This is a genomic window from Streptomyces pratensis (genome assembly GCF_016804005.1).
GTDB classification, from domain to species: domain Bacteria; phylum Actinomycetota; class Actinomycetes; order Streptomycetales; family Streptomycetaceae; genus Streptomyces; species Streptomyces pratensis_A.
Window position 1 is genome coordinate 6465588 of sequence record NZ_CP051486.1, and the last position, 24317, is coordinate 6489904.

27 protein-coding genes and 1 pseudogene are annotated in these 24317 nt (G+C 70.4%); 21 read left to right on the forward strand and 7 right to left on the reverse strand.

Going from position 1 to position 24317, the window contains the following annotated elements; translation table 11 throughout:
• Positions 1–26: 26 nt before the first annotated feature.
• On the forward strand, positions 27–848 hold the full coding sequence (locus HED23_RS26910; RefSeq protein WP_203185969.1) for a serine hydrolase domain-containing protein: 822 nt from the start codon (positions 27–29) through the stop codon (positions 846–848).
• Positions 849–850: 2 nt separating this feature from the next.
• On the opposite strand, the pseudogene HED23_RS35445 reads toward HED23_RS26910, so the two are convergent.
• Positions 851–1261 (reverse strand): annotated as a pseudogene (locus HED23_RS35445) (ATP-binding protein); the annotation flags it as partial.
• A gap of 84 nt (positions 1262–1345) precedes the next feature.
• On the opposite strand from HED23_RS35445, the gene HED23_RS26915 reads away from it, so the two are divergent.
• The 5 genes from HED23_RS26915 to HED23_RS26935 are packed head-to-tail and all read left to right on the forward strand — an operon-like array spanning position 1346 to position 3950.
• Complete coding sequence (locus tag HED23_RS26915) at positions 1346–2194, forward strand: helix-turn-helix domain-containing protein (RefSeq protein ID WP_203185970.1); 849 nt, start codon at positions 1346–1348, stop codon at positions 2192–2194.
• Positions 2154–2420 (forward strand): DUF397 domain-containing protein, encoded by a 267-nt coding sequence (locus HED23_RS26920; protein WP_203185971.1) that lies wholly within the window; start codon positions 2154–2156, stop codon positions 2418–2420. Before HED23_RS26915 ends, HED23_RS26920 begins: the two co-directional genes overlap by 41 nt.
• 18 nt (positions 2421–2438) lie before the next feature.
• Positions 2439–2945 carry a GNAT family N-acetyltransferase gene (locus HED23_RS26925; protein ID WP_238442114.1) on the forward strand — a complete coding sequence of 169 codons (507 nt, stop codon included), beginning with the start codon at positions 2439–2441 and terminating at the stop codon, positions 2943–2945.
• 21 nt (positions 2946–2966) lie between these two features.
• Positions 2967–3491, forward strand: coding sequence for an HAD domain-containing protein (locus tag HED23_RS26930; RefSeq protein ID WP_203185972.1), 525 nt, complete (start codon positions 2967–2969; stop codon positions 3489–3491).
• Positions 3492–3548: 57 nt separating this feature from the next.
• Positions 3549–3950 carry a hypothetical protein gene (locus HED23_RS26935; protein ID WP_203185973.1) on the forward strand — a complete coding sequence of 134 codons (402 nt, stop codon included), beginning with the start codon at positions 3549–3551 and terminating at the stop codon, positions 3948–3950.
• Positions 3951–4134: 184 nt separating this feature from the next.
• On the opposite strand, the gene HED23_RS26940 is transcribed toward HED23_RS26935, so the two are convergent.
• Together HED23_RS26940 and HED23_RS26945 are read right to left on the reverse strand one after the other, a co-directional pair.
• Positions 4135–4809 (reverse strand): permease prefix domain 1-containing protein, encoded by a 675-nt coding sequence (locus HED23_RS26940; RefSeq protein ID WP_203185974.1) that lies wholly within the window; start codon positions 4807–4809, stop codon positions 4135–4137.
• The gene (locus HED23_RS26945) at positions 4806–5147 is read right to left on the reverse strand and encodes a PadR family transcriptional regulator (RefSeq protein WP_203185975.1); all 342 of its coding nucleotides are present in this window, start codon (positions 5145–5147) and stop codon (positions 4806–4808) included. The genes HED23_RS26940 and HED23_RS26945 overlap by 4 nt, the downstream gene beginning before the upstream one ends.
• Before the next feature lie 86 nt (positions 5148–5233).
• On the opposite strand from HED23_RS26945, the gene HED23_RS26950 reads away from it, so the two are divergent.
• Positions 5234–5707: a hypothetical protein gene (locus HED23_RS26950; protein ID WP_203187645.1), complete on the forward strand. Its 474-nt coding sequence runs from the start codon at positions 5234–5236 to the stop codon at positions 5705–5707.
• Between the two features lie 152 nt (positions 5708–5859).
• Here the strand turns inward: HED23_RS26950 and HED23_RS26955 are convergent, their stop codons facing one another.
• Complete coding sequence (locus HED23_RS26955; protein ID WP_203185976.1) at positions 5860–6531, reverse strand: pirin family protein; 672 nt, start codon at positions 6529–6531, stop codon at positions 5860–5862.
• A gap of 77 nt (positions 6532–6608) precedes the next feature.
• On the opposite strand from HED23_RS26955, the gene HED23_RS26960 reads away from it, so the two are divergent.
• From HED23_RS26960 to HED23_RS27000, 9 genes are all read left to right on the forward strand, one after another.
• A complete protein-coding gene (locus HED23_RS26960) occupies positions 6609–7808 on the forward strand; it encodes a PucR family transcriptional regulator (RefSeq protein WP_203185977.1) in 1200 nt (399 codons plus the stop codon).
• An 89-nt stretch (positions 7809–7897) separates the two neighbouring features.
• Positions 7898–8812 carry an ACP S-malonyltransferase gene (locus tag HED23_RS26965; RefSeq protein WP_203185978.1) on the forward strand — a complete coding sequence of 305 codons (915 nt, stop codon included), beginning with the start codon at positions 7898–7900 and terminating at the stop codon, positions 8810–8812.
• A gap of 13 nt (positions 8813–8825) precedes the next feature.
• A complete protein-coding gene (locus HED23_RS26970) occupies positions 8826–9857 on the forward strand; it encodes a ketoacyl-ACP synthase III (protein WP_203185979.1) in 1032 nt (343 codons plus the stop codon).
• A 227-nt stretch (positions 9858–10084) separates the two neighbouring features.
• Positions 10085–10333, forward strand: coding sequence for an acyl carrier protein (locus HED23_RS26975; protein WP_014045780.1), 249 nt, complete (start codon positions 10085–10087; stop codon positions 10331–10333).
• Between the two features lie 79 nt (positions 10334–10412).
• Positions 10413–11675: a beta-ketoacyl-ACP synthase II gene (gene fabF / locus HED23_RS26980; RefSeq protein WP_203185980.1), complete on the forward strand. Its 1263-nt coding sequence runs from the start codon at positions 10413–10415 to the stop codon at positions 11673–11675.
• A 274-nt stretch (positions 11676–11949) separates the two neighbouring features.
• Positions 11950–12471 (forward strand): hypothetical protein, encoded by a 522-nt coding sequence (locus HED23_RS26985; RefSeq protein ID WP_203185981.1) that lies wholly within the window; start codon positions 11950–11952, stop codon positions 12469–12471.
• A 49-nt stretch (positions 12472–12520) separates the two neighbouring features.
• Entirely contained in the window at positions 12521–13972 is a 1452-nt protein-coding gene (locus HED23_RS26990) for a hypothetical protein (protein WP_203185982.1), read from the forward strand.
• A gap of 11 nt (positions 13973–13983) precedes the next feature.
• Entirely contained in the window at positions 13984–14595 is a 612-nt protein-coding gene (locus HED23_RS26995; protein WP_203185983.1) for a hypothetical protein, read from the forward strand.
• A gap of 21 nt (positions 14596–14616) precedes the next feature.
• Complete coding sequence (locus HED23_RS27000) at positions 14617–15468, forward strand: histidine kinase (protein ID WP_203185984.1); 852 nt, start codon at positions 14617–14619, stop codon at positions 15466–15468.
• A gap of 178 nt (positions 15469–15646) precedes the next feature.
• On the opposite strand, the gene HED23_RS27005 is transcribed toward HED23_RS27000, so the two are convergent.
• On the reverse strand, positions 15647–16141 hold the full coding sequence (locus HED23_RS27005; RefSeq protein WP_203185985.1) for a DUF3145 domain-containing protein: 495 nt from the start codon (positions 16139–16141) through the stop codon (positions 15647–15649).
• 362 nt (positions 16142–16503) lie between these two features.
• Between HED23_RS27005 and HED23_RS27010 the strand changes: the two genes are divergently transcribed.
• The 3 genes from HED23_RS27010 (at position 16504) to HED23_RS27020 (ending at position 20518) form a co-directional block, all read left to right on the forward strand.
• The gene (locus HED23_RS27010; RefSeq protein WP_203185986.1) at positions 16504–17412 is read left to right on the forward strand and encodes an SGNH/GDSL hydrolase family protein; all 909 of its coding nucleotides are present in this window, start codon (positions 16504–16506) and stop codon (positions 17410–17412) included.
• Positions 17413–17417: 5 nt separating this feature from the next.
• Positions 17418–18416, forward strand: coding sequence for an aldose epimerase family protein (locus tag HED23_RS27015; protein WP_203185987.1), 999 nt, complete (start codon positions 17418–17420; stop codon positions 18414–18416).
• Between the two features lie 149 nt (positions 18417–18565).
• Complete coding sequence (locus HED23_RS27020; RefSeq protein WP_203185988.1) at positions 18566–20518, forward strand: flavin monoamine oxidase family protein; 1953 nt, start codon at positions 18566–18568, stop codon at positions 20516–20518.
• Positions 20519–20530: 12 nt separating this feature from the next.
• Here HED23_RS27020 and HED23_RS27025 read toward each other — a convergent pair whose 3' ends face one another.
• Together HED23_RS27025 and HED23_RS27030 are read right to left on the reverse strand one after the other, a co-directional pair.
• Complete coding sequence (locus HED23_RS27025) at positions 20531–21139, reverse strand: LysE family transporter (protein WP_203185989.1); 609 nt, start codon at positions 21137–21139, stop codon at positions 20531–20533.
• 69 nt (positions 21140–21208) lie between these two features.
• Positions 21209–22000, reverse strand: coding sequence for an EI24 domain-containing protein (locus HED23_RS27030; RefSeq protein ID WP_203185990.1), 792 nt, complete (start codon positions 21998–22000; stop codon positions 21209–21211).
• 111 nt (positions 22001–22111) lie between these two features.
• Here HED23_RS27030 and HED23_RS27035 point away from each other — a divergent pair, with 111 nt between their 5' ends.
• Positions 22112–23266, forward strand: a complete 1155-nt coding sequence (locus tag HED23_RS27035; protein WP_203185991.1) for a mandelate racemase/muconate lactonizing enzyme family protein — start codon at positions 22112–22114, stop codon at positions 23264–23266.
• The gene (locus HED23_RS27040) at positions 23263–24282 is read left to right on the forward strand and encodes a zinc-dependent alcohol dehydrogenase (protein WP_203185992.1); all 1020 of its coding nucleotides are present in this window, start codon (positions 23263–23265) and stop codon (positions 24280–24282) included. The genes HED23_RS27035 and HED23_RS27040 overlap by 4 nt, the downstream gene beginning before the upstream one ends.
• Positions 24283–24317 lie beyond the last annotated feature (35 nt).

Consider the following 24317-nt stretch of genomic DNA (forward strand, 5'->3'; position numbering starts at 1 on the left):
ATCGGGCTCCCGTTAGGCTCGTACGCATGCAGAGCCTGGCGATGATCGAGAACTGGCCCGTCCCCACCGCGGCAGCCGCCGTCGTCACCTCGGACGGCGCGCTCCTGGGTACCCATGGTCCCACCGCGCACCGTTTTCCGCTGGCCTCGGTGACCAAACCGCTCGCGGCGTACGCGGCGCTGGTGGCCTACGAGGAGGGTGCCGTCGAGCTGGACGAACCGGCCGGTCCCGAGGGCTCGACCGTCCGCCACCTCCTCGCCCACACCAGCGGTCTCGCCTTCGACGAGCACCGGGTCACGGCGCCTCCCGGCACCCGCAGGCTGTACTCGAACGCGGGCTTCGAGGTGCTCGGCGACCACATCGCGAAGGCCACGGAGATCCCGTTCCCCGAGTACGTGCGCCAGGCCGTCCTCGAACCCCTGGGGATGACGTCGACGGCCCTGGAGGGCTCCCCCGCGAAGGACGGCGTCTCGACGGTGGACGACCTGGTGAGGTTCGCCGCCGAGGTACAAGCCCCGCGTCTCCTCGACCCGCGTACGGTCCTGGAGGCCCAGACCGTCGTCCACCCCGGCCTCAAGGGCGTGCTCCCCGGCTACGGCCATCAGAACCCCAACGACTGGGGCCTCGGCTTCGAGATCCGTGACTCCAAGTCGCCGCACTGGACGGGGCTTTCGTCCTCCCCCGCCACCTTCGGGCACTTCGGCCAGTCCGGCACGTTCCTGTGGATCGACCCGGCGGCGGGCGCGGCCTGCGTCGCGCTCACGGACCGCGCCTTCGGGCCGTGGGCGGCCGAGGTCTGGACGCCGTTCACCGACGCGGTGCTGGCGGAGCTCGGCACCTCCCGCTGAGAGCACTCGAACCACACCGTCTTACCGCAGCCGTCGCGGCGCGCCTCCACGCCCCAGGTGTCGGTGACGGCGCCCACCAGCAGCAGCCCCCGCCCACCCTCGTCCAGCGGGTCCCCCACGGCCGGGCGGGGCAGCCGGGGGCAGGGGTCGGCGACCTCCACCCGTACGCCTCCTGCCGGAAGCAGAAAGATCAGCGTCTGGCAGCGGCGGCCGGGAACATGCCGTACGACATTGGCGATCAGCTCGGTGAGGGCGAGTTCCGCCGCGTCCGCCACGTCGAGCAGGCCCCAGCCGGTGAGGTACAGCCGCAGGACGCGGCGCAGATGACGTGCGGAGTGCTCGCCCATCGCGAGATCGGCGCGATAGACCGCAGCCTCCGCGTCACCGGTCCGGGTATCGGATACGTGATTCATGTCACCAGAGTGCAGTGTTCCGATTACTCTCGGCTACTACCTGAAACGAACGCCGCCAGGCGTTGAAGCGAGAGGCACCCCGCCGTGGCCAACGTGCAGTCACTCGACCCCAGTGCTTCACCCTTGGACTACTACGGCGGGGAGCTGCGCCGCCAGCGGGAGGCCCACGGCCTGCGACAGGGCCAGCTCGGCGAGATCATCTTCTGCACGGGCTCGTTGATCGGCCAGATCGAGACCACGAAGAAGGTGCCGACCCGCGACTTCTCCGAGCGCCTCGACGCGGCGCTGGGCACGGACGGCGTGTTCTCACGCCTGGTCGGCCTGGTCCTGCGGAGCCAACTGCCGACGTGGTTCCAGCAGTACGCGGACATGGAGTCGAAGGCGACGTACATCTCCACCTACCAGGCGCAGTTGGTGTACGGGCTGCTACAGACCGAGGAATACGCGCGGGCGGTGCTGGCCACAGGCATGCCGGACGACCTGGAAGGCCTCCTCGCGGCGCGGATGGAACGCCAGCGGATCCTGGACCGCAAGCAACCGCCTTTGGCCTGGGCGATCCTGGACGAGGCGGTACTGCACCGGCCGATCGGTGGCCATGAGGTCATGCGGAACCAACTCGCCCGCTTGTTGGAGTTCACGAGGCACAGGTGGATGCGGATCCAGGTGTTGCCGTTCACGGCGGGTGAACACTCAAGTCTGGCCGGGTCGTTCACCGCAATGCGCTTCGACGACGACCCGGACATCATCTACACGGAAGACCTGATCTCCGGCCACATGACCGCCAACCCCGAAACCATCAGAGAGGCTGCGCGCCGTTACGCTCACTTGCAGGCCGCAGCTCTCTCCGTCGAGGATTCCGCGGCCCTGATCACCCGTGTGATGGAGGAGCGTTATGGCGATCGGCCCGAACCTGAAGAGCACGGCGTGGCGTAAGTCCAGCTACAGCGGAAACACCGGCGGCGAATGCGTCGAGTGCACCGTCACCGGCGGCGCCGCCTGGCGGAAGTCCTCGTACAGCGGAAGCACCGGCGGCGAATGCGTGGAGGTCGCCGACGGCTGCCCCGCGTCCGTCCCCGTGCGCGACAGCAAGAACCCCGCCGGGCCCGTGCTCGTCCTGGGTGCCGGCGCCTGGCAGGCGTTCGTGGACGGGCTGCGGTAGGTGCCGGAAGTCCGCTGGGTGAAGCTGGAGCTGGACGTCACCGCCTTCCGGGCCGCCGCCTTCGCCCCGTACGTCGAGCGCTGCCGCGACGCGGGCATCCGGCTGACCACGATGGCCGAGCTGGGTGACGAACGCCGGTGGCGCAGCCTGTACGAGCTCAACAAGGAGTGCTCCGCGGACATCCCCGGCCGTGGCGCCTTCCACACCTACGACCAGTACGTCGAGCGGCGGCTCGCCGTGCCCTCCTACGACCCTCGCGGTGTCGTGATCGCACTCGACGGTGACGAGTGGTGCGGAATGGCGGCGACCTCCGACCGCCGCGCGTCGGGGCACGTCTTCAACGAGATGACCGGGGTCAGGGCCGCCCACCGGGGCCGGGGCATCGCGCTCGCCATGAAGACGCACGGCATGGGGTTCGCGGCCCTGTGCGGAGTGGACCGCGTGCGCACGATCCACCACCCGGCGAACACGGGGGTCATCGCGATGAACCAACGCCTCGGCTACACGGACGCGGATTGGGACTGACCGGGGCACTACCGTGCTGACGTGACCGGTTCCGCGCGCCCCCTCCTCTTCCTCGACATCGATGGTCCGCTCATCCCCTTCGGGGCGACCCGGCAACAACTCCCGGACGGATACGCGGACTTCGAGCCGGAGCACGGACCGGTCGAAGCAGCCGGGAACCCGCTGGTCACCAGGACCGACCCGGCCCTCGGGCCCCGGCTGAGGGCGCTGCCGTGCGAGCTGGTGTGGGCCACGACGTGGATGTCCGAGGCGAACGAGTGCCTCGCACCATGGCTCGGGCTGCCGGAACTACCCGTGGTGGACTGGCCGGAGCCGTCTCCCGAGGATGGGGCGGGCGGACTCCACTGGAAGACCCCGGCCCTCGTCCGGTGGGCCTCGGGGCGCCCCTTCGCCTGGGTGGACGACGAGATCACCGCCATCGACCGCGCCTGGGTGGAGGCGCACCACCCCGGGCGGGCCCTCCTCCACCGCGTCGAGGCCTGGCGGGGTCTCACCGGAGCGGACTTCGCCGCCCTGGACGCCTGGCTGCGGCGCGCTGAGGGCTGACCGCTGGTTCACGCCCGGCGGGCCCCTCGCGATCGGGCTCCGATAGATTCGGCCGCTATGCGATCACGTGAGTACGACCAGGATTTCCGGGACCGGGCAGGAAAGACACGCACCTGGGGACTGGTCCTGCTGTCCCTGGCCGCACTCCTGTGGGCGTGGTGCGCCGTGCTGCTGCTCATGCCGTACGAGGTGGACGAGAAACCCGACGACGATTACCCGGCGGAGTGCGAGTCGCGGCTGTTCACCGACCGCGGCACCGCCAACGAGGGTGTCCGGAACGGGGATCACTGCGCGGACGGGCGGGACTGGCCGGAGGCCGTGGCGGTGCTCGGCATATCCCTGCCGGTGTCCATCACCGGTGTGGGGCTGTTCACCATCGGTACCGTGACGCGCCGGATGAGCTCCCACAGCCAGGCGATACGCGAACTGGACAAGCTGACGGACCAGCCGAGGGCCTGAGACGCCGAACGGGCGGCCCGGCCTCGGTGGATACGGCTACCGCGCCGCGCGCCGGGGTGCGCCAACCGTCCCCTCCCGGCCAGGGGAGCCATCGCGAGGACCTGTCCGCCCCCGGCTGCGGCGACTCCCGCCCTCGGCGCGAGCCGGGCCGGCCGGGCCCCTGGCCCCGGGTGACTTCCGGGCTCTACGCGAGGGTCAGGCGGGCGCAGCGGCGGCTGGCGCGGGCCGAGGGCGCCACCACGGCGTGCGCTGCCGCCGAGAGGGTGCCGGCGAGGGCGAGCAGCGGCCAGTCCGTGGCGAGTGCCGCGGCGACGGCGAGCGCGAGCGTCGCGACCGCCATGGTGACGCTGGTCGTGGTGCCGGCCCAGGCGACCACCAGGGGCAGCCGCTGCGGCGTGGGCAGCCGGCGGGCGAGCGCACCCGTGGCGGCGGCCGTCGACGCGGCGAGCAGCGCGGCGGCGATCGCGGTGCCGGCCAGGTACACCGCCAGCGACTGCGCCGTGCCCGCCAGTTGCCATGCGGTGTCGGCGAGACCGGACGTCCGGGCCAGGTACCAGCAGGCAATCAGGAAGGGCGCGGCGAGGACGGCCGCCCGGGCCGTGTGCCGGGCCTGGGCGATGGTCAGTTCGCGCTGGCAGAGCGGCGCGACCTCCTCGACGGTCCCGAACTCCCGCACCGCCAGACGGGCGGCCTGCTCGTAGGGCTTCCCCTCTTCGACATGGGCCTCGACGGTGTCCGCGAAGCCGTCGCGCAGCTCCTCGATCATGCGGGCCTTGTCCCCACCGGGTCCGTGCAGGGCGGCCGTCAGGGCCGCCTCGTAGGCCGCGACGGGATCGGCCGGTCCGCCTTCGGTGTTCACGTCGTCAGCCCGGGCGCGGCGGGAGGATTGAGGACCGAGCCGATCGCCGTGGTGAATTCGTCCCACGCCGTCCGCTCACCCGCCAGGGTTCGCCGCCCCTCCTCGGTGAGCTCGTAGCAGCGCCGGCGCCGTTCACCGACGGACTCCCAGCTGCTGCTGAGCAGCCCGATCCGCTCCAGCCTGTTCAGGGCCGGATAGATCGTGCCCGTGCGCAGCTCGACGAGCCCTCCGCTTCGGTGCTGCACAGCGGCGATGATCGCGTACCCGTGCAGCGGGCCCTGCTCCAGCACGGCGAGCAACAGTCCGTCGAGGTGCCCTCGCACCGCATCCGCCTTCATGAGTAGGCAGCCTACCCAAAAGAACCGTAGGCAGTGTATGTATTGGCAGCCAACATATACGCGTGTCCGAGCAGGAGGCACCCGCAGTGACCAAGCTGCTGCTATCCATCCATGTCCTGGCGGCGATCGTGACCGTCGGGTCGATCACCGTCGCCGCCTCGATGTTCCCGCGCTACGCGCTGCGGGCACTGGACGGCACGGAGGGGGCGGACAGGTCCGCCGGGGTCGCCTCGCTCCTGCACCGCATCTGCTACGGCTACGCGCTCGGGGGCATCGTCGTGCCCGTGTTCGGCATAGCGACCGGTGCCGCGCTCGGGGTACTCACCGACGCGTGGCTGATCGTCTCGCTCGCCCTCACCCTGGTCGCCGCGGGCCTCCTCGGGTTCGCCATCCTGCCCGGACAGCGGCTCCTGCTCGCCGACGAAGGAACCGCGCCCACCGAGGAGGCCGCACGCCCCACGGCGGCCCGGCTGACGATGCTCACCGGCATCTTCAACCTCGCCTGGGCCGTGGTCGTCGTCCTGATGATCATCCGCCCCGGCTCCACCACGAGCGCGTGACCCGTCTGCCCGCGTCCCTCGCCGCAGAGACGTCCAGGAGGCCCCACCGATGAACGGCGCCTAACGCGAATCGCCCTTTCCGCGCACCGTCGCGGCCTCGATCGCGAGCTCCTGGAGCGGAGCCCCCAGGGCGTCCGCGATGCCTCCCGCCGCTACACCGCCGCGAGCTCCCAGAGCAGCGTCTCGGCCGGTTCCAGCGCCTCCAGCTCCAGTCCTCCGGCCTCCGTGATCCGGGCCGAGTCCCCCGGCCCCAGCTCCTCGCCCGCGAGGAGCACGCGGCCCCGTACGACATGGACGTAGATCCCCGCGGCGTCCGGCACGGCGGTTCGTTCGCCCTCGGACTGGCGGCGCACGTGGAGCGTCGCGCCGGCCTCGGGGAGGGCGTAGGGGGTGGAGTCGGCCATCCCGGCGACGTGCGTGTAGGAGGGTTCCCCTCCGGGACGCAGCGGGGCCAGCCACATCTGAATGAACGTCAGGGGGTGCTCCCCGTCGTTGCGCTCGACGTGCCGCACCCCTGCGGCCGAACTCAGGTGCTGGACGTCACCGGGCCGTACGACGGTCGCGTGCGAGGCCGAGTCGTGGTGGGTGAGCTCGCCCTCCACCACCCAGGTGACGATCTCGGTGTGACTGTGCGGATGCTCGTCGAAGCCCGCCCCCGGGGCGAGGCGCTCCTCGTTGCAGGCCAGGATCGGCCCGAAGCGCAGGTTGTCCGGGTCGTAGAAGCGCCCGAAGGAGAATGCGTGCAGCGTCTCGATACCCGCGGAGTCACCCGTGGCCGGGTCCCCGCCGCGGAACCGGTCCCCGGAGCGGCGTACGTCCATCACTCCACCAAGGTATCCCCGCCGGCACACGTTCCGCCCCGCCCCTCCGGGCACCTGTCCCGATAAGGCAGTCTTGTGTCGTGCCCCGACCCGATCCTGAGCAGCCCGCCTCGCATGACCCCCACCTCCACGCAGCGACCCTGAAACGGCTGGAGCAGTCCTCCGGCCGGCTGGCCGCCAACGCCATCGCCCGTATGGACGAGACGTTGCCGTGGTACAGGGCCATGCCGCCCGAGAACCGGTCCTGGATCGGCCTGGTCGCCCAGGCCGGTATCGCCGCGTTCACCGAGTGGTTCCGGCACCCGGAGACACCGCAGGCGATCTCCACCGACGTGTTCGGCACGGCTCCGCGCGAGCTGACCCGGGCGATCACCCTGCGCCAGACCGTCGAGATGGTGCGTACGACGATCGAGGTCATGGAGGCCGCGATCGAGGAGGTGGCGGCGCCCGGCGACGAGTCGGTGCTGCGCGAGGCGCTGCTCGTCTACGCGCGCGAGATCGCCTTCGCGACCGCCCAGGTGTACGCGCAGGCCGCCGAGGCCCGCGGCGCGTGGGACGCGAGGCTGGAGTCGCTCGTCGTGAACGCGGTGCTGTCCGGCGAGGCGGACGAGGGCGCCGTGTCCAGGGCCGCGGCCCTCGGGTGGAACTCCCCCGAGCACGTCTGCGTCGTCCTCGGCACCGCACCCGACGGTGACAGCGAGCTCACCGTGGAGGCCATCCGACGGGCGGCGAGGCACGCCAAGCTCCAGGTCCTGACCGGGGTGCTCGGACACCGCCTGGTCGTGATCGCGGGCGGCAGCGACAACCCCCTGAACGTCGCGAAGTCGCTGATCGGCCCGTATGCGGCCGGTCCCGTCGTCGCCGGTCCCGTGGTGCCCGACCTCCTCGCGGCGACCCGGTCCGCGCAGGCCGCCGCTGCCGGTCTCAAGGCCTGCTCGGCGTGGCAGGATGCTCCGAGGCCCGTCCTGTCGGACGATCTCCTTCCAGAGCGTGCGATGGCAGGCGACCCTGCTGCGCGCGATCAACTGGTGGAGGAGATCTACAGACCGCTCGAAGAAGCGGGTTCGGCACTTCTGGAGACGCTGAGTGTGTATCTGGAGCAGGCGAGCAGTCTTGAAGGCGCGGCACGCATGCTGTTCGTGCACCCCAATACCGTGCGCTACCGGCTGCGACGTGTGACCGACGTCACCGGATGGTCGCCTTCGGACGTCCGTTCCGCGTTCACTCTACGGATCGCCCTCATCCTGGGGCGCTTGGCCGCCGGAGAGACCCAGTCCTAGACTTTTGTCGAACTTCAACAATTCCCCTGACGGTTCTTCGTCCCTGTCCCCACGGGCGTCCGGGGCCGTCCACAAGAGAGAGTGTGAGGGTGCTCGTACTCGTCGCTCCCGGCCAAGGCGCTCAGACGCCCGGCTTCCTGACTCCCTGGCTCGAACTCCCCGGTGCCGCCGACCGCATCGCGGGATGGTCCGACGCCATCGGGCTCGACCTCGCCCACTACGGCACGAAGGCCGATGCGGACGAGATCCGCGACACCGCGGTGGCCCAGCCGCTGCTGGTCGCCGCGGGGCTCCTCTCCGCCGCCGCCCTGGACGCCTCGCCCGGCGTCCTCGCCGGACACAGCGTCGGTGAGATCACCGCCGCAGCGCTGGCCGGCGTCATCGACGACGACGCGGCGCTCCGTCTCGTACGCACCCGGGGGCTCGGCATGGCCGAGGCAGCCTCGGTCACCGAGACGGGCATGGCCGCCCTCCTCGGCGGTGACCCGGAGGTCACGGTCCCGCACCTGGAGAAGCTGGGGCTCACCCCGGCCAACGTCAACGGCGCGGGCCAGATCGTCGCGGCGGGCACGGCGGCACAGATCGCCGAGCTGACCGAGAACAAGCCCGAAGGCGTCCGCCGGGTCGTGCCGCTCAAGGTCGCCGGCGCGTTCCACACGCACCACATGGCTCCGGCCGTGGAGAAGCTGCGTGCGGCGGCCGCCGGTCTGACGGTCGCCGACCCCAAGGTGACGTACGTGTCGAATGCCGACGGGAAGACGGTCGCCACCGGCGACGAAGTCATCTCGCGGCTCGTCGGACAGGTCGCCAACCCGGTCCGCTGGGACCTGTGCATGGAGACCTTCGCCGAGCTCGGTGTCACCGCCATCGTCGAGGCCGCGCCCGGTGGGACCCTGGTCGGGCTCGCCAAGCGCGCGCTGCCCGGCGTGCAGACCCTCGCGCTCAAGACCCCCGACGACCTAGACGCGGCCCGCGCGCTCATCTCCGAGCACGCAGGCGCCTGAGGAGCCCGAGAGCATGTCGAAGATCAAGCCCAGCAAGGGCGCCCCGTACGCACGGATCATGGGTGTGGGCGGCTACCGCCCGACCCGTGTCGTGCCCAACGAGGTGATCCTCGAGACGATCGACTCGTCCGACGAGTGGATCCGCTCCCGCTCCGGTATCGCCACCCGGCACTGGGCCTCCGACGAGGAGACCGTGTCGATGATGTCGGTGGAGGCCTCCGGCAAGGCGATCGCGGACGCCGGGATCACACCCGAGCAGATCGGCGGAGTGATCGTCTCCACCGTCTCGCACTTCAAGCAGACTCCCGCCGTCGCGACCGACATCGCGCACAGGATCGGTGCGGGCAAGCCCGCGGCCTTCGACATCTCGGCCGGCTGCGCGGGCTTCGGCTACGGCCTCACCCTCGCCAAGGGCATGATCGTCGAGGGTTCGGCGGAGTACGTACTCGTCATCGGCGTCGAGCGGCTCAGCGACCTCACGGACCTGGAGGACCGCGCGACGGCCTTCCTGTTCGGTGACGGCGCGGGCGCGGTCGTCGTCGGCCCGTCCCAGGAGCCGGCCATCGGCCCCACCGTCTGGGGATCCGAGGGCGACAAGTCCGAGACGATCAAGCAGACCGTCGCGTGGAACGACTTCCACATCGGCGACGTCTCGAACCTGCCGCTCAACCAGCGGGGCGAGGTCAAGTTCCCGGCCATCACGCAGGAGGGCCAGGCGGTCTTCCGCTGGGCCGTCTTCGAGATGGCGAAGGTCGCCCAGCAGGCGCTGGAAGCGGCCGGGATCTCCCCGGAGGACCTGGATGTCTTCATTCCGCACCAGGCAAACATGCGGATCATCGACTCGATGGTGAAGACGCTCAAGCTGCCGGAGCACGTCACGGTCGCCCGTGACGTGGAAACCACCGGCAACACGTCGGCCGCCTCGATCCCGCTCGCAATGGAGCGGCTCCTGGCGACCGGTCAGGCCAAGAGCGGCGACACTGCGCTCATTATCGGCTTCGGGGCGGGTCTCGTCTACGCCGCGTCGGTCGTTACCCTCCCCTAGGAGGGAGCTGAAGATCGTGGCTGGGCTCGCGACGCCTGGTACGCGCATCTGCGGCGTTGCCCAACCGCCCGCATAGCTCCGCTATGAGGACGATTCGGCGCCTTGCAGCTGCACGCACCAGACGCCGCTCCCCGATCCAGCCAATATCTTCAGCACCCTCCTTGACACACCGGACCTTTCGGTCCGTACGCCCGAACCCTGCAGAAACACATCGAAGGAGCGCCAACATGGCCGCCACTCAGGAAGAGATCGTCACCGGTCTCGCCGAGATCGTCAACGAGATCGCCGGTATCCCGGTCGAGGACGTCCAGCTGGACAAGTCCTTCACCGACGACCTGGACGTCGACTCGCTGTCCATGGTCGAGGTCGTCGTCGCCGCCGAAGAGCGCTTCGACGTCAAGATCCCCGACGAGGACGTCAAGAACCTCAAGACGGTCGGCGACGCCGCCGACTACATCCTGAAGCACCAGGGCTGACCCCAGCCCGTCCCGTGTGTCGCCACCCGGCGGTGGCGCCGCTGATTCACGACCCTCTACACGTGGAGAAGATTTTCCAGTGAGCCCGACCAATCGCACCGTGGTCGTCACCGGTATCGGCGCAACCACTCCGCTGGGTGGCGACTCCGCATCGACCTGGGAAGGTCTGATGGCCGGTCGTTCCGGCGTCAAGCCTCTCGAGGGCGAACGTTTCGCCGAACTGCCCGTCCGGATCGCCGCCCTCGCGGCCGTCGACCCCGGCGAGGTCCTGCCCCGTCCGCTCGCCCGCAAGCTGGACCGCTCGGCGCAGTTCGCGCTGATCGCGGCCCGCGAGGCGTGGGCGGACGCCGGCTTCACCGGCAAGGCCGGTGAGGACGAGAAGATCCAGCCCGAGCGTCTGGGTTCGGTCATCGCCTCCGGCATCGGCGGCGTGATCACCCTGCTCGACCAGTACGACGTGCTGAAGGAGAAGGGCGTACGCCGCGTCTCCCCGCACACCGTTCCCATGCTCATGCCCAACGGCCCGGCGGCCAACGTCGGCCTGGAGGTCAACGCCCAGGCCGGTGTCCACACCCCGGTCTCCGCCTGTGCGTCAGGTGCCGAGGCCATCGGTTACGCCGTCGAGATGATCCGTACCGGCCGGGCCGACGTGGTCGTCGCCGGTGGCACCGAGGCGGCCATCCACCCGCTGCCGATCGCGGCGTTCGCCAACATGATGGCGATGTCGAAGAGCAACGACGAGCCCGAGAAGGCTTCCCGCCCCTACGACACGGGCCGTGACGGCTTCGTCCTCGGCGAGGGCGCGGGCGTCGTGATCCTGGAGTCCGCGGAGCACGCCGCCGCGCGGGGCGCCAGGGTGTACTGCGAGGTGCTGGGCCAGGGCCTGTCCGCCGACGCCCACCACATCGCGCAGCCCGAGCCCACCGGGCGCGGCATCGCCGCGGCGATGCAGAACCTGCTGGACTCCACGGATCTGAAGCCGTCGGAGGTCGTGCACCTGAACGCGCACGCCACGTCCACGCCGCAGGGTGACATCGCGGAGATCAAGGCGCTGCGTGCGGTGCTGGGCGACGACCTGGACCACGTCGCGATCTCGGCCACGAAGTCGATGACGGGCCACCTGCTGGGTGGCGCGGGCGGCATCGAGACCGTGGCGACCGTGCTGGCGCTGCACAACCGGATGGCGCCGCCGACCATCAACATCGACGACCTCGACGAGGCCGTCGAGGCGGACGTCGTGCGCGGTGAGCCGCGGGCGCTGCCCGAGGGGTCGATCGCCGCGATCAACAACTCGTTCGGCTTCGGTGGCCACAACGTGGTCCTGGCGTTCCGTTCGGTCTGACCCGTTTTTTTCTCACCGCGAGGCCCGCTTCCCACCCGGGAGGCGGGCCTCCCGCATGCGCGCCGGCCGTTTCCGGGGGGCAGGTGTGTGACGGGCTGCCGCACAGGAGAACCTGACAACCGGTGAAAGGGTCACCGGCCACTCTCCGGGAGTTACGCCATCCTTCCAACTGGTCCATTTAGATCCGAAATTTCACTTTTGGTGGCCGACATCCCGAGGGGAACCGAGGCGCAACTTCACGCGTCATCAATTCTGATGCCGAGGGAGCCCCGAAGTGACATCCAAGGGTCTCGCCTATAAAGTGCGGCGCGAATTCGCGATCATCAGAACCGGGGGTCGGCGCGGAATGGGTTTCGACGAGGAATGGGCCGGCTTGCGGGCAGCGGCGGCCGAACGCGGCTCCACGGGGATGCAGTTGAACGGCCTCCCCGAGGAGGGCCCAGCCCATGGCTACGGCCCCGGCGGCACGTCGACGCTGGCATCGACGGCGTCCGAGAAGAACGCCGCCGCCGGCGTCATCGAGAACGAATTGCTGACGAGCACCAAGAAGGCGGGCAACCACGCCGACGAATCCAACGGCAGCGCGGCCACAGCTTTCAGCGGCTGGGCGACCGCGACCGCACTGAAGAAGGTGCAGACCACCTGGGACGGGCAGGTGAAGACGCTCCTCGGCCGACTGGGGCGCGAGCGCGACGGCCTCAGGAACACCGCCACCACCCTGCGGGGCGTCGACATCGGCCGCCGTGACGGGATCGACGGCATCCGGCTGCCCTCGGCGATGGACGGTTACCGGTGAAGGAGCGCCGACCGCCGCACCACTTCGAGACGTTCCACGGGGGCCGGGCATGCTGACCTACAGCGAAGTCATGACGACCGACTTCGGAAAACTCTCCGCCGCGGCTGACAAGTGGAAGTCGATGGCGGAGGAATTCGCGAAGGTCGAGAAGCGATACCGCGACAGTGTCCAAAAGGTCACACTCGGTGATTCCTGGCGGGGCGAGAGTGCGGACGCCGCCTTCCTGAACTTCGCGGCGACCCGGTACGAATACCAGGCCGCCCAGACCCAGGCCAAAGCGACAGCGACACTCCTGCAGAACGCGCACTCCCAGTTCGTGGAACTGAAGGAGCGGCTGGAAAAGGGCCGGGCCGACGCCGTGAAGGCCGGTATGCGGGTCTCCGAGCAGGGCAATGTGGCCTTCGACTACGAGCGGGCCACCGAGAGCGAGCGCAACGCCCTCCGTCACGATCCGGACTACGCCAAGAGCGTCCGGGACAGCGAGCAGTCCTGGGCCGAGTACCTCAAGTCCTGTGTGAAGCTCGTGGACGAGGCCGACAAGGACTTCCAGAAGGACCTCGAAGCCGTGGTCAAGGACAGCGGCGGCGGGAAGAATGACGGCACGACGGGCGGCTTCAACGGAAACGCCGACAAGGTCGCGACGGCTGACGACCAGCAGAAGCAGGACCGCATGCAGCTCGCCTCGCTGGCCATGCGGGACGGCGAGACGCTCGACGACTACATCCAGCGCCTCCAGAAGGACGGCGTCGAGAAGCTCACGGGCAGCAAGCGGCTCGCGGAACTCTTCGCCGCCGTGCAGAAGGGCACGATCACTGCGGCGGCATTCGCCGCCGCGGTCGGCGGAAGCGGGAGCAGCGCCTTCAAGCTGTTCAAGTACCTGCAGAAGGACAAGGTGATCACCGCGCCCGGCACCTTCCTCTCGACCTTCATCAACAACCGCATGGCCGGTGCCGTGCCCGGAAGTCTGCTGAGCAAGGTGCCACCGGGCCTGGTCACCGCCCTCACCGGCTCCGACGAGGCCGCCATGTTCGGCGGCTACATGCGGAAGGGCTCCTTCTTCATGCCGAGCGCGGGCGAGGCCAGCCTCGTCAAGGTCGCGCAGAACGGTGGTCTGGCGAACGCCGCGAAGGCGGCCGGATGGATGCGGGGCGCGGGCGTCGTCGGCGGGGTCGCGGCAACCGCCTGTGGCGTGGCGAACCTGGCCACGTACGACACAGACATGATCAAGGCAGACCCCGCGAAGTTCGCAAGCGACCTCAGCGGCACGGCGTTCAGCGCGTCGATGACCGCACTGACCGTGGCGCCCAACCCGGTCACGGCCGGTCTGGCGGTCGGCACGGGCCTGGTGTACGCCGGCTGCCTCGTCTGGGACAACCACGAGGCCATCGGCGACGGGATCGAGAAGGCCGGTGAGTGGGTGGGCGACAAGGCCTCGGACATCGGGGACGGTATCGCCGACGGTGCGAAGAAGCTGGGCAGCGCCCTCAACCCGTTCGACTAGCGAGGAAAGACATGCACACGACGATCACCCCGTTCACGCTCGCGTCCTGGAAGGAGAGGCAACCGGTCGGGCTCAAGAAGTTCGGCTGGCAGGGCACCTCCCCGGAGTTCGGCGACATCAAAGTGGTGTACCCGGCAGGCAAGGACGTGCCCAACGTGATGGTCACGGAGGTGCGCGGTGGCCTGATCCCCACAGCCATGTTCGAGACCCGTGGCGTGCACGCGGAGGTCGTTTCGATGCCGACCATCAACCGTTCGACACTTCGCGTCGGGGACGGGCTCGTGCGGATGAGCCGCAACCGGTGGGCGCCCACGCACGGGGGACGGTCCCTGTGCATGACGTACCTGGGCGACGTGTACAAACTCAAGGCGGTCAACCGCCGGGCGTACACGTTGTCACGGCAAGCCGACTCCGAAGACCCCGGGTGCGTCGTCACCGTGCGGCAGTCGGGCCGCGGAAACGGTCGAAGGATGACCGTGCAGGCGACCGGCCGGGTCCTGCCCGCCGACGTCACCCTCGCGGTCCTCTTCACCGGAGTCGACCGGTCCGTACTGACCCGGCGCGGGGCGGTCAGGGCAGGTTTCGCGAGAATTTTCAATTTCTGGTCCGAGTCCCAGGCCTGAGCCACTACCAAGTGAGTGCGTATGCCTTCGTTCGACATTTCCCGTGCCCGCTTCAGGCTGGCCGACGGACACCTGATCGTGCTCTCCGAGCTGGCGGCGGGGAACACGTCGCCAGACGAGTTCGCAGAAGCCCGTGATGAGTTGCTGGAGTGCGGCCTCATCAACGGGGAGGGCAAACTCTCCCCGTTGCTGCTGCCGCTGATGAAGACGGTCCTCGCACCGGGGGTGATCATCACGCTGGAGGCGGCCGGCAGGCAGGGGAAGCTGCACCACGGCATGTACATCGGCGACGAACACGTCGTCGTCCACGAGGCGTGGCCGGGCACGGCCGAGGCCGAGTACTCCTGCGTCGAGCCGAAGATGCTGGTGTGGAAGCTCGCCGACATGGTGAACCTCCAGCAGTCCTCGGCGGCCCGCGAGGCAGCCGTCCCCGTCGTCGAGACGACCATCGGCGCCGTCGAGGCGGGCCTCGCGATCCTGGAGAGGGAGCGGCTCGTCCGATCCGCCGACGAGGAGCGCGAGGCGGTCCACCGTGCCCTCGCGGCGGGCGGCGGCCCTGGTGAGCCCTCACTGACGCTCCTCACCGACCTCATCTCCGAGCTGCGTTCGAGCTGGCGCCTGACCTCGGCCTGGCAGGTCCAGGCCGGCCGGGAGGGCACACAGGCCCGCGGCTTCGCCGTCTGGGACTGCGGCCCGCTCGGCTACTGGCTCCGTGAGCTGCCCACCGAACCTGTGTCCGAAGCGCGGGTCACCCCGGGCTCGCCCTTCAGGCTGGTCCGCGTGGACGCCAAGACGATCTGGACGCGGATCACCGCGCTCCTGCCCGACCAGGACGAGCTCCGGCACGCCGCCGTACGGTCGGGCGCCGCCTAGGAGCGTGACCGGGGGTGGGGCCTGCCTCGGCCCCGTCCCGAGGGTGGGCCCACCCCCGACCGCGCACAGTGTGACGAGTGCGCCCGTGATCCACCGGCAGTTACCGTCGCAGCAGCCGGAGGATGCGGGCAAACGTTTCCGCGCTCACTGCCTCAAGGCCGGGTTCAGGGACGACCCGTTACACCACTTGGTGGAGCCAGCGGACCGGGGCGCCCTCTCCCGCGTGGCGGAAGGACTCCAGCTCGTCGTCCCACGGCTTGCCGAGGAGTTTGGCGACCTCGGCCTCCAGGTCGGTCTCACCGCGCAGGGACCGCGCCAGCGCGGCCCGCAGCCGGTCCTCCGGGACCAGGATGTCGCCGTGCATGCCGGTGACGGCGTGGAAGATGCCGAGACCCGGCGTGGAGCTGTAGCGCTCGCCCTCCGCCGTGGGGCAGGGCTCCGCCGTCACCTCGAAGCGCAGCAGGTCCCACCCGCGGAGGGACGAAGCCAGCTCCGAGGCCGTGCCCGCACGGCCCTTCCAGGAGAATTCGGACCGCCAGGTGCCGGGCGAGGCCGGCTGTCTGATCCAGTCCAGCTGGACCCGCACACCCAGTACGCCCGCTACCGCCCATTCGACATGCGGGCACAGCGCGCGCGGTGCGGAGTGAACGTAGAGAACACCACGTGTCGTCACCGGGACCTCCAGTGTGGGACGAGGTTCGCCTTCCCCAGCGGCCTCGCGCCCGTACCGCCTCTTCCCGGCCGGCTCCCGAGGTTGTCATCAGTAAACAGCATCGGGAGTGAATCTCCTGAAAAGGGACAGTATGTGACGTGAGATAACTTACCGGACCCGCTGTTCCGTCCGCGGGCCCGTCGGGCGCCACTGCTTCGACGGGGAAAAGCTACCGTGCGCCGGGGCCGGACGTGTGACGTACCGTCGGTCCCGGGCCCATGATTCGCAGACCTTTCACCCGCGAGGGCGTGAGGGCCCCCCACCTGGCGCTGCCCGGGTGTGCCAGGGGCACAATCACCCGTGTGACCGGAGGGGAAAAAGGTATGCCTGAGCGTTCGACACGTCGCCGCGCCCGGGGGGCCGCAGCCTCTCTGACGGCGGCGGTGCTCGCCGGTGCCGCCGTGCTCACGGGCTGCACCTCGGACGGGGGCCCGGCGCCCGGGAGCGCTGCGGGAGCGAAGAGCCCCTCGCCGACGCCGGCGTGGGACGCGAGCCCCGCCTCGATCGCGGCCGTCGGGGATTCCATCACCCGGGGCTTCGACGCCTGCGCGGTGCTGGCCGACTGTCCCGAGGTGTCCTGGGCGACCGGCACGGACGACGGGGTGAGAAGTCTCGCCGTACGCCTCCTCGGCGCGTCGCGGGCGGTGACGCACAGCTGGAACCACGCCGTGTCGGGCGCCCGGATGGCGCAGCTCCCGGAGCAGATGGCGCTGGCCGCGAAGGAGGGACCGGAGCTTGTCACGGTGATGATCGGCGCGAACGACGCGTGCCGGGACTCCGTGCGGCTCATGACTCCGGTGACCGATTTCCGGGCCTCCTTCGAGGCGTCGATGCGGCAGCTGCGCACCTCGGCCCCGAAGGTGCAGGTGTACGTGTCGAGCGTGCCGGACCTCAAGCGGCTCTGGTCGACCGGACGTGAGAATCCTCTGGGCAAGCAGATCTGGAAGCTGGGGATCTGCCGGTCGATGCTGGGCGACGCCGACGACATGGGCCCCGCGGCCGTCGCGAGGCGCGACGCGGTGCAGGAGAGGGTGGTCGCGTACAACGAGGTGCTGCGGGACACCTGTGCCCGGGACGAGCGCTGCCGCTACGACGGCGGGGCGGTGTTCGACTACCGGTTCACCGGTGAGCAGCTCAGCGAGTGGGACTGGTTCCATCCGGGCCGCAACGGCCAGGCCAGACTGGCAGAAATCGCTTACCGCAATGTCACGGCGTCCGGGCCCCCCGCGTAAGGTTCTTGATCGTGACGACGGGTACAGCGGTACACAGCGAAGACTTCTCCACACTTGCCGACGGCACGCCGGTCCGGCGCTGGACCCTGGAGCGCGAGGGCACACGGGTGCGGGTGCTGACGTACGGCGCCGTGGTGCAGTCCGTGGCGGTGCCCGGCAGGGACGGCACCCGGGCCGAGGTGGCCCTGGGGCTGCCGGACGTCAAGGCCTACGAGACGTACACCGGTCCCTACTACGGCGCCGTGGTCGGCCGGTACGCGAACCGGATCGCGGGCGGGTCCTTCGTCCTGGACGGGCGCACTCACCGGGTGACGCGCAACGAGGGCGGCAACACCCTGCACGGCGGTGCGCGCGGCTTCGACAAGCGGGTGTGGGACGCCGAGGAGGTGCCGGACGGCGTGCGGCTCTCCCTGGTCGCCGAGGACGGCGAGGAGGGCTTCCCGGGCCGGCTGGCGGTGACGGTGACGTACACGCTGGACGGCGACGGTGCGCTGCGGATCGCCTACCGGGCGACGACGGACGCGCCGACCGTGGTGAACCTGACGAACCACTCGTACTGGAATCTGGCCGGCGCGGACAGCGGAAGCGCGCTGGGGCACGAACTGCGGCTCGCTGCCGGGTGGATCACCCCCGGGGACGAGGAGTCGATCCCCACGGGCGAGCTCGTGCCGGTGGAGGGGACCCGATTCGACTTCCGGGAGCCGAAGCCGGTGGGGCCCGGCTACGACATCAACTACGTGCTGGAGGAGACCGGCGGGGAGCCGGCCGCCGAGCTGTACGACCCCGCGTCGGGCCGCCTGCTGACCGTCCGCACGACGGAACCGGGGCTCCAGCTTTACACCGCCGACCACTTCGACGGCGATCCGTTCGTGCCGTGCGCCGGGATCGCGCTGGAGACACAGCACTTCCCGGACGCGCCGAACCGGCCGGAGTTCCCGAGCACGGTGCTGCGGCCGGGCGAGGAGTACGTCTCGACCACCGTGTACGGCTTCTCCGTGCGCTGAGCCGCTGAGCCGCTGAGCCGCTGAGGGCCAACTCCCCCTGGCACAGCCTGTGTCAACACGGATCGACCAAGATCACCACAGGGTGAATCAGAGCGGTGGGAGCGCGTCCACGAGGGGTTGGGCGCCTCCGGCACAGCAGGGTGATCACCATGACTTCACCTGTTGACGACTCATCGCCCGCCCTGCCCTCCCGGCGCTCCCTGCTCGCGGGGGCGACGGCCGGCGCCGCGGCCCTCGCCGTGACCGCCGCCGCCCCGTCCGCCGCCGCCCCGTCCGCACCCGGCACGCCGTCCAGTGCGGCTGCTGCCGCACCGGGAGCCGCACCCGGCTCCGACCGGGAGGCGTGCCTCACCGTCGCCCGCGCGATCCTCGTGCGCGACGCGGACGACCGTGACCTGGTGCCCCGTTACCGTGAGGTCCTGCTGGGGAAGGGCCTGCCCCGCACCCGGGTCGCGCCCAAGAAGGTGCTGATCGTGGGCGCAGGACCGGCCGGGCTCACCGCTGCGCGGCTCCTGCATGACGCCGGGCACACCGTCACCGTGATCGAGGCCAACGGCAACCGTGTCGGCGGCCGCATCAAGACCTTCCGGGCAGGCGGCCACGAGCAGTCGGACCCGCCCTTCGCCGACCCGAAGCAGTACGCCGAGGCCGGTGCGATGCGCATCCCGGACAGCCACCCGCTGGTCACCGGGCTGATGGCCGGGCTCGGGCTGAAGACCCGCCGCTTCCACCTGGTCGACGTGGACGGCGAGGGGCGCCCCGCCAACCGCACCTGGATCCACGTCAACGGTGTCCGGATGCGCCGCGCCGACTACGCCGCGAAGCCGCAGGCGGTCAACCGCTCCTTCGGTGTGCCCACCGCCTATGAGAACACGCCCGCCTCGCAGATCGTGCGGGACGCGTTCGCCCCCGTGCGCAAGGAGATCGAGGGCAAGGAGGGGACGGCCCTGGTCGAGGGCTGGGCGACGGTGCTCCAGCGGTACGGGCACTTCTCCATGTTCCGGTACATGACCGAGGTGGCCGGGCTCGACGAGCGCACGGTCGACCTCATCGGCACCGTCGAGAACATGACCTCGCGCCTCCATCTCGCCTTCCTGCACAGCTTCATCGGGGCTTCGCTGATCAGCCCGGCGACCTCCTTCTTCGAGCTGCCCGACGGCACCGCGACCCTGGCTGACGCGATGTACGCGCCGGTGAAGGACCTGGTGCACCTGGACCGCCGGGCCACCCGCATCAGCCACACCGAGGCCGGGGTGAGTGTGGAGACGGTCTCGGAGGGCCGGGGCGGCCCTGTCGTCCGGGAGACCTTCACCGGCGACCGGGCGATCATCACCGTGCCCTTCTCCGGGCTGCGGCACATCCCGGTGACGCCCGCGCTGTCGTACGGCAAGCGGCGTGCGATCACCGAGGTCCACTACGACGCGGCGACGAAGGTGCTGCTCGAATTCAGCCGACGCTGGTGGGAGTTCGACGAGGCGGACTGGAAGCGGGAGCTGGAGGCCGTACGCCCCGGCCTGTACGACGACTACCGGCTGGGCAAGGCCCCGGCCGACGGTTCGCTCCTGGGCGCGCACCCGTCCGTGCCGAGCGGCCACATCCCGCCCGACCAGCGGGTGTACTACGCCGCCTGCCGTGGGGCCACCGCCCGCAACCAGCCGGAGGCGGCCCGCGTCATCGGCGGCGGCTCGGTGACGGACAACGCCAACCGGTTCATGTACCAGCCCTCGCACCCCGTCGAGGGCAGCGCGGGCGGGGTTCTGCTCGCCTCGTACAGCTGGGCCGACGACGCCCTGAAGTGGGACTCGCTGGACGACGACGAGCGCTACCCGCGCACCCTGGGCGGGGTGCAGGACGTGTACGGGCAGCGCGTCGAGGTGTTCTACACGGGCGTGGGCCGCACCCAGTCCTGGATGCGCGACCCGTACGCGTACGGCGAGGCGTCGGTGCTCCTGCCCGGCCAGCACACCGAGCTGTTCCCCGACGTGCGCACCCCGGAGGGGCCGCTGCACTTCGCCGGCTGCCACACGTCCGTCAAGCCGGCCTGGATCGAGGGCGCCCTGGAGTCGGCGGTCCGGACCGCGCTGGAGGTCCACGGCGCCTGACGGGCCGGCCGGTCAGCGGGCCAGGCCCAGGGTGACGCCCAGGCCCACGAGGACCGAGCCGATCCCCCGGTTCAGCGCCTTCTGCCGGCGGAGCAGCGCGGTGCGCAGTGTCGCGTGGGAGAAGAACAGCGCCACCAGCCCGAACCACCCGAAGTGGGCCAGGGACATGAACAGCCCGTAGCCCGCCTGCTGCCAGAGGGCCGTGTCCGGCCCGACGACCTGGGTGAACGTGGACACGACGAACAGCGTGGTCTTGGGGTTCAGCACATTGGTGAGGAAGCCGGTGCGCAGGGCCCCGAGACCGCTCAGGCCGCTCCGCGCGCTCAGATCGACGGTGAGGTCCCCGCGGTCGAGGAAGGTCCGGACACCGATGTACACGAGGTAGGCGGCACCCGCCAGCTTGATCACCGTGAACAGCGTCGTGGACGAGGCGATCAGCAGTCCGACGCCGAGCATGGTGTACGCGACGTGGACAAGGACACCCGCGGCGACCCCCACGGCCCCCAGCAGGCCTGTCCTGCGCCCGTGAAGACAGCTGTTGCGGACGACCATCGCGAAGTCGGCACCCGGGCTGATCACGGCGAGCACGGTGATCAGGGCGACGGCGATCATCTCGGTCACGTTCTTCTCCCCCCTCGGTCCACTGCGGTCCAGGCCGCGCGGCCCGGTGCCGGCCCGGGCGCCTCCGGCTCAGTCCTTGTGCAGCGTGTACCGCGACGAGGGGGCCGGCACCGGCGCTGCGGCAGGCGGTGCGGTGAGCTCCCGGGCCAGCAGGGTCGCCCCTGCGACGGCGCCCGGCATCAGGAAGACGGCGACGAAGGGGACGAGGAAGGCGAGCGCGAGCGGGACGCCGAAGCCCAGGACCATCATGCGGCGGCCCCGCAGCAGCGCGAGCCGGTCCTTGAGGACCACGCCGCGGCGTTGCAGGGCGACGGAGGTGAGCTCCTCCGAGAGGAAGTACCCGGAGACGCAGAAGCCGAGGACGGGGATCACGGTCTGCCCGATGACGGGGATGAATCCGAGGGCGAAGAGCAGTACGCCGTACAACGCGACGCGCAGCAGGATGCGGACGGAGTCGCGGGCGGAGATCCACAGCTCTCGCCAGAGCGGCAGGTCCGACTCGGGCACCTCACCGCCCTCGCTGCGGTCGACCTCCTCGGAGAGCGACTCGTAGAAGGGCTGGCCCACCAGCAGGGTGACCGCGGTGAAGGTGATCACCGCGAGGAACGTCCCGAACATGAAGACCAGGACGACCAGGGTGTTCCGCAGGAGTCCCAGCCAGGGTGAGGACCAGTCGTCGGCGAACGGGGTGGCCCAGGCGACGAAGTCGTCGGCGCCGTAGCCCAGTCCGACGAGCGCGCCCGCGTAGATGACCAGGGTGACCAGCGCCGGCAGCAGCCCGAAGCCGAACCACCGGCCGTGCCCGAAGGCCCAGCGCTGCCCCTTGATCAAGTAACCGAAACCCGCCCCGAGATCACTCATGGCGTCAGCGTACTTGCGTCAACCATTGACACTTCCCCTGGCCCGTCATTACGGTCACGCCAGCATTTCGAACGAGCGACGAAATACCGAACACGTTGAGAGGCAACACACGTGCGCATCACCGGAATCAGCACGCATGTCGTCGGCACGCCGTGGCGCAACCTCACCTACGTCCAGGTTCACACCGATGAGGGCCTCACCGGGGTCGGCGAGACCCGGATGCTGGGCCGCACGGACGCGCTGCTCGGCTATCTGCGCGAGGCGTCGGCCAACCACATCGCCGGCAGCGACCCGTTCGCGGTCGAGGACCTCGTCAAGCGCATGAAGTACGGAGACTACGGGCGGGCCGGGGAGATCGTGATGTCCGGCATCGCGGTCATCGAGATGGCCTGCTGGGACATCAAGGGCAAGGCGCTCGGCGTCCCCGTCTGGCAGCTGCTCGGCGGGAAGGTCACCGACCGGGTCAAGGCGTACGCCAACGGCTGGTACACCACCGAGCGCACCCCGGAGGCGTACCACAAGGCGGCTCAGGGAGTCGTCGAGCGCGGATACCGCGCGCTGAAGATCGACCCCTTCGGTACGGGCCACTTCGAGCTGGGCCAGGAGGAGACCCGCTACGCCGTGTCCCTGATCGAGGCCGTGCGCGACGCGATCGGCCCCGACACCGAGCTGATGCTGGAGATGCACGGCCGGTTCAGCCCGTCGACGGCGGTGCGGATCGCCCGCGAGATGGCGCCGTTCAAGCCCGCGTGGCTCGAGGAGCCGGTGCCGCCGGAGAACCTCAAGGCCCTGAGCAAGGTCGCCGAGAAGGTCGACCTGCCGATCGCGACCGGTGAACGCATCCACGACCGGATCGAGTTCCGCGAGCTCTTCGAGTCGCAGGCCGTCGACATCATCCAGCCGGACGTCGGCCACATCGGCGGCATCCTGGAGACCCGCAAGCTCGCGGCGACCGCGGAGACCCACTACACGCTGATCGCCCCGCACAACGTGGGCGGCTCGGTGCTGACCGCCGCCAGCCTCCAGGTCGCGGGCTGCACACCCAACTTCAAGATCCTCGAGCACTTCAACGACTTCGCGGACGCGGACATCAAGAAGGTCGTCAAGGGCGCCCCGTACGTCGACCCCGAGACCGGCTGCTTCGAGCTCTCCGACGCTCCCGGGCTCGGCGTGGAGCTGGACGTGGACGCGGCGGCGGAGTTCCCGCAGCAGCAGGCACGGTTCGACCTGTGGGCGGACGGCTGGGAGAAGAGGCAGCCCAAGTGAGCTCCGTCTCCCGCTCGTTGACCGTCGACCGGCCGGGCAGTCACCGGCTGACCGAAGGTCCGCTCCCGGAGCCTGGCCCCGGCGAGGTCAGGGTGCGGGTCGCCGCCGCCGGGATCTGCATGAGCGACCGCGAGGTGTACGACGGCCACCGCGACCCGGCCTATGTGCGCTACCCGGTGGTGCCGGGTCACGAGTGGTCGGGGACCGTCGACAAGGTGGGCGAGGGCGTCGATCCGGCGCTGACCGGGCGGCGCACGGTCGCCGAGGGCTTCCGGGCGTGCGGGCGCTGCGAGCGGTGCCGGTACGGGGAGACCTCGCTGTGCACCGCGGGGTACGACGAGACGGGGTTCACCCGGCCCGGCGCGTTCGCCGACCACCTGGTGGTCCCGGCACGGCTGCTGCACCCTCTCGCCGACGACGCCGATCTGCGGGCCGCGGCACTGCTGGAGCCGGCCGCGGTGATCGCGGCGGCCGTACGTGCCGGGGCTCCCGAGCCGGGTGAGCGGATCGCCGTACTGGGAGCGGGCACGCTCGGCCTGCTCGCGGCGCAGTTGCTGGCGGCGGTCTCGCCCGCGGAGCTCACCGTGATCGACCCGAGGGAGGGACGGGCCGCGCAGGCGCTCGACTTCGGGGCGAGCGAGGCCCGGACTCCCGAGGAGGCCGAGGAGGTGCGGGGCCGCTACGACCTGGTCGTGGAGACGGCCGGCGCGCCGTCCACCGCGGCCGACGCGTGCCTGCTGGCGCGTCGTGGCGGGCGGGTGGTGCTGACCGGGATGTTCACGCCGGGCGCCGTGGGCATCGACCCGGTGCATCTGTCGCTGAGCCAGCTCACCGTGCGCAGCGTCTTCGGGGCGCCCTCGGCGGCCTGGTCCTACGCGGTGCGGGCGTTCACCGCCGGGCTGCTCGACCCGGCACCGCTGATCACCCACGAGTTCCCGCTGGAGCGGTTCGCCGAAGCCGTGGCGCTGGTGGGATCCGGGGATCCGGAGACCGGGAAGGTGCTGCTGCGGCCGTGAGGGGCCGGCCCTGAACCGTGCGCCGGTACGGCGGC

Coding starts and splice junctions, on each gene's coding strand:
- HED23_RS26910 (WP_203185969.1), top strand. CDS start 27: ATGCAGAGCCTGGCGATGATCGAGAACTGGCCCGTCCCCACCGCGGCA.
- HED23_RS26920 (WP_203185971.1), top strand. CDS start 2,154: ATGGCGATCGGCCCGAACCTGAAGAGCACGGCGTGGCGTAAGTCCAGC.
- HED23_RS26935 (WP_203185973.1), top strand. CDS start 3,549: ATGCGATCACGTGAGTACGACCAGGATTTCCGGGACCGGGCAGGAAAG.
- HED23_RS26945 (WP_203185975.1), bottom strand. CDS start 5,147: ATGAAGGCGGATGCGGTGCGAGGGCACCTCGACGGACTGTTGCTCGCC.
- HED23_RS26970 (WP_203185979.1), top strand. CDS start 8,826: ATGTCGAAGATCAAGCCCAGCAAGGGCGCCCCGTACGCACGGATCATG.
- HED23_RS26975 (WP_014045780.1), top strand. CDS start 10,085: ATGGCCGCCACTCAGGAAGAGATCGTCACCGGTCTCGCCGAGATCGTC.
- HED23_RS26990 (WP_203185982.1), top strand. CDS start 12,521: ATGCTGACCTACAGCGAAGTCATGACGACCGACTTCGGAAAACTCTCC.
- HED23_RS26995 (WP_203185983.1), top strand. CDS start 13,984: ATGCACACGACGATCACCCCGTTCACGCTCGCGTCCTGGAAGGAGAGG.
- HED23_RS27000 (WP_203185984.1), top strand. CDS start 14,617: ATGCCTTCGTTCGACATTTCCCGTGCCCGCTTCAGGCTGGCCGACGGA.
- HED23_RS27010 (WP_203185986.1), top strand. CDS start 16,504: ATGCCTGAGCGTTCGACACGTCGCCGCGCCCGGGGGGCCGCAGCCTCT.
- HED23_RS27020 (WP_203185988.1), top strand. CDS start 18,566: ATGACTTCACCTGTTGACGACTCATCGCCCGCCCTGCCCTCCCGGCGC.
- HED23_RS27030 (WP_203185990.1), bottom strand. CDS start 22,000: ATGAGTGATCTCGGGGCGGGTTTCGGTTACTTGATCAAGGGGCAGCGC.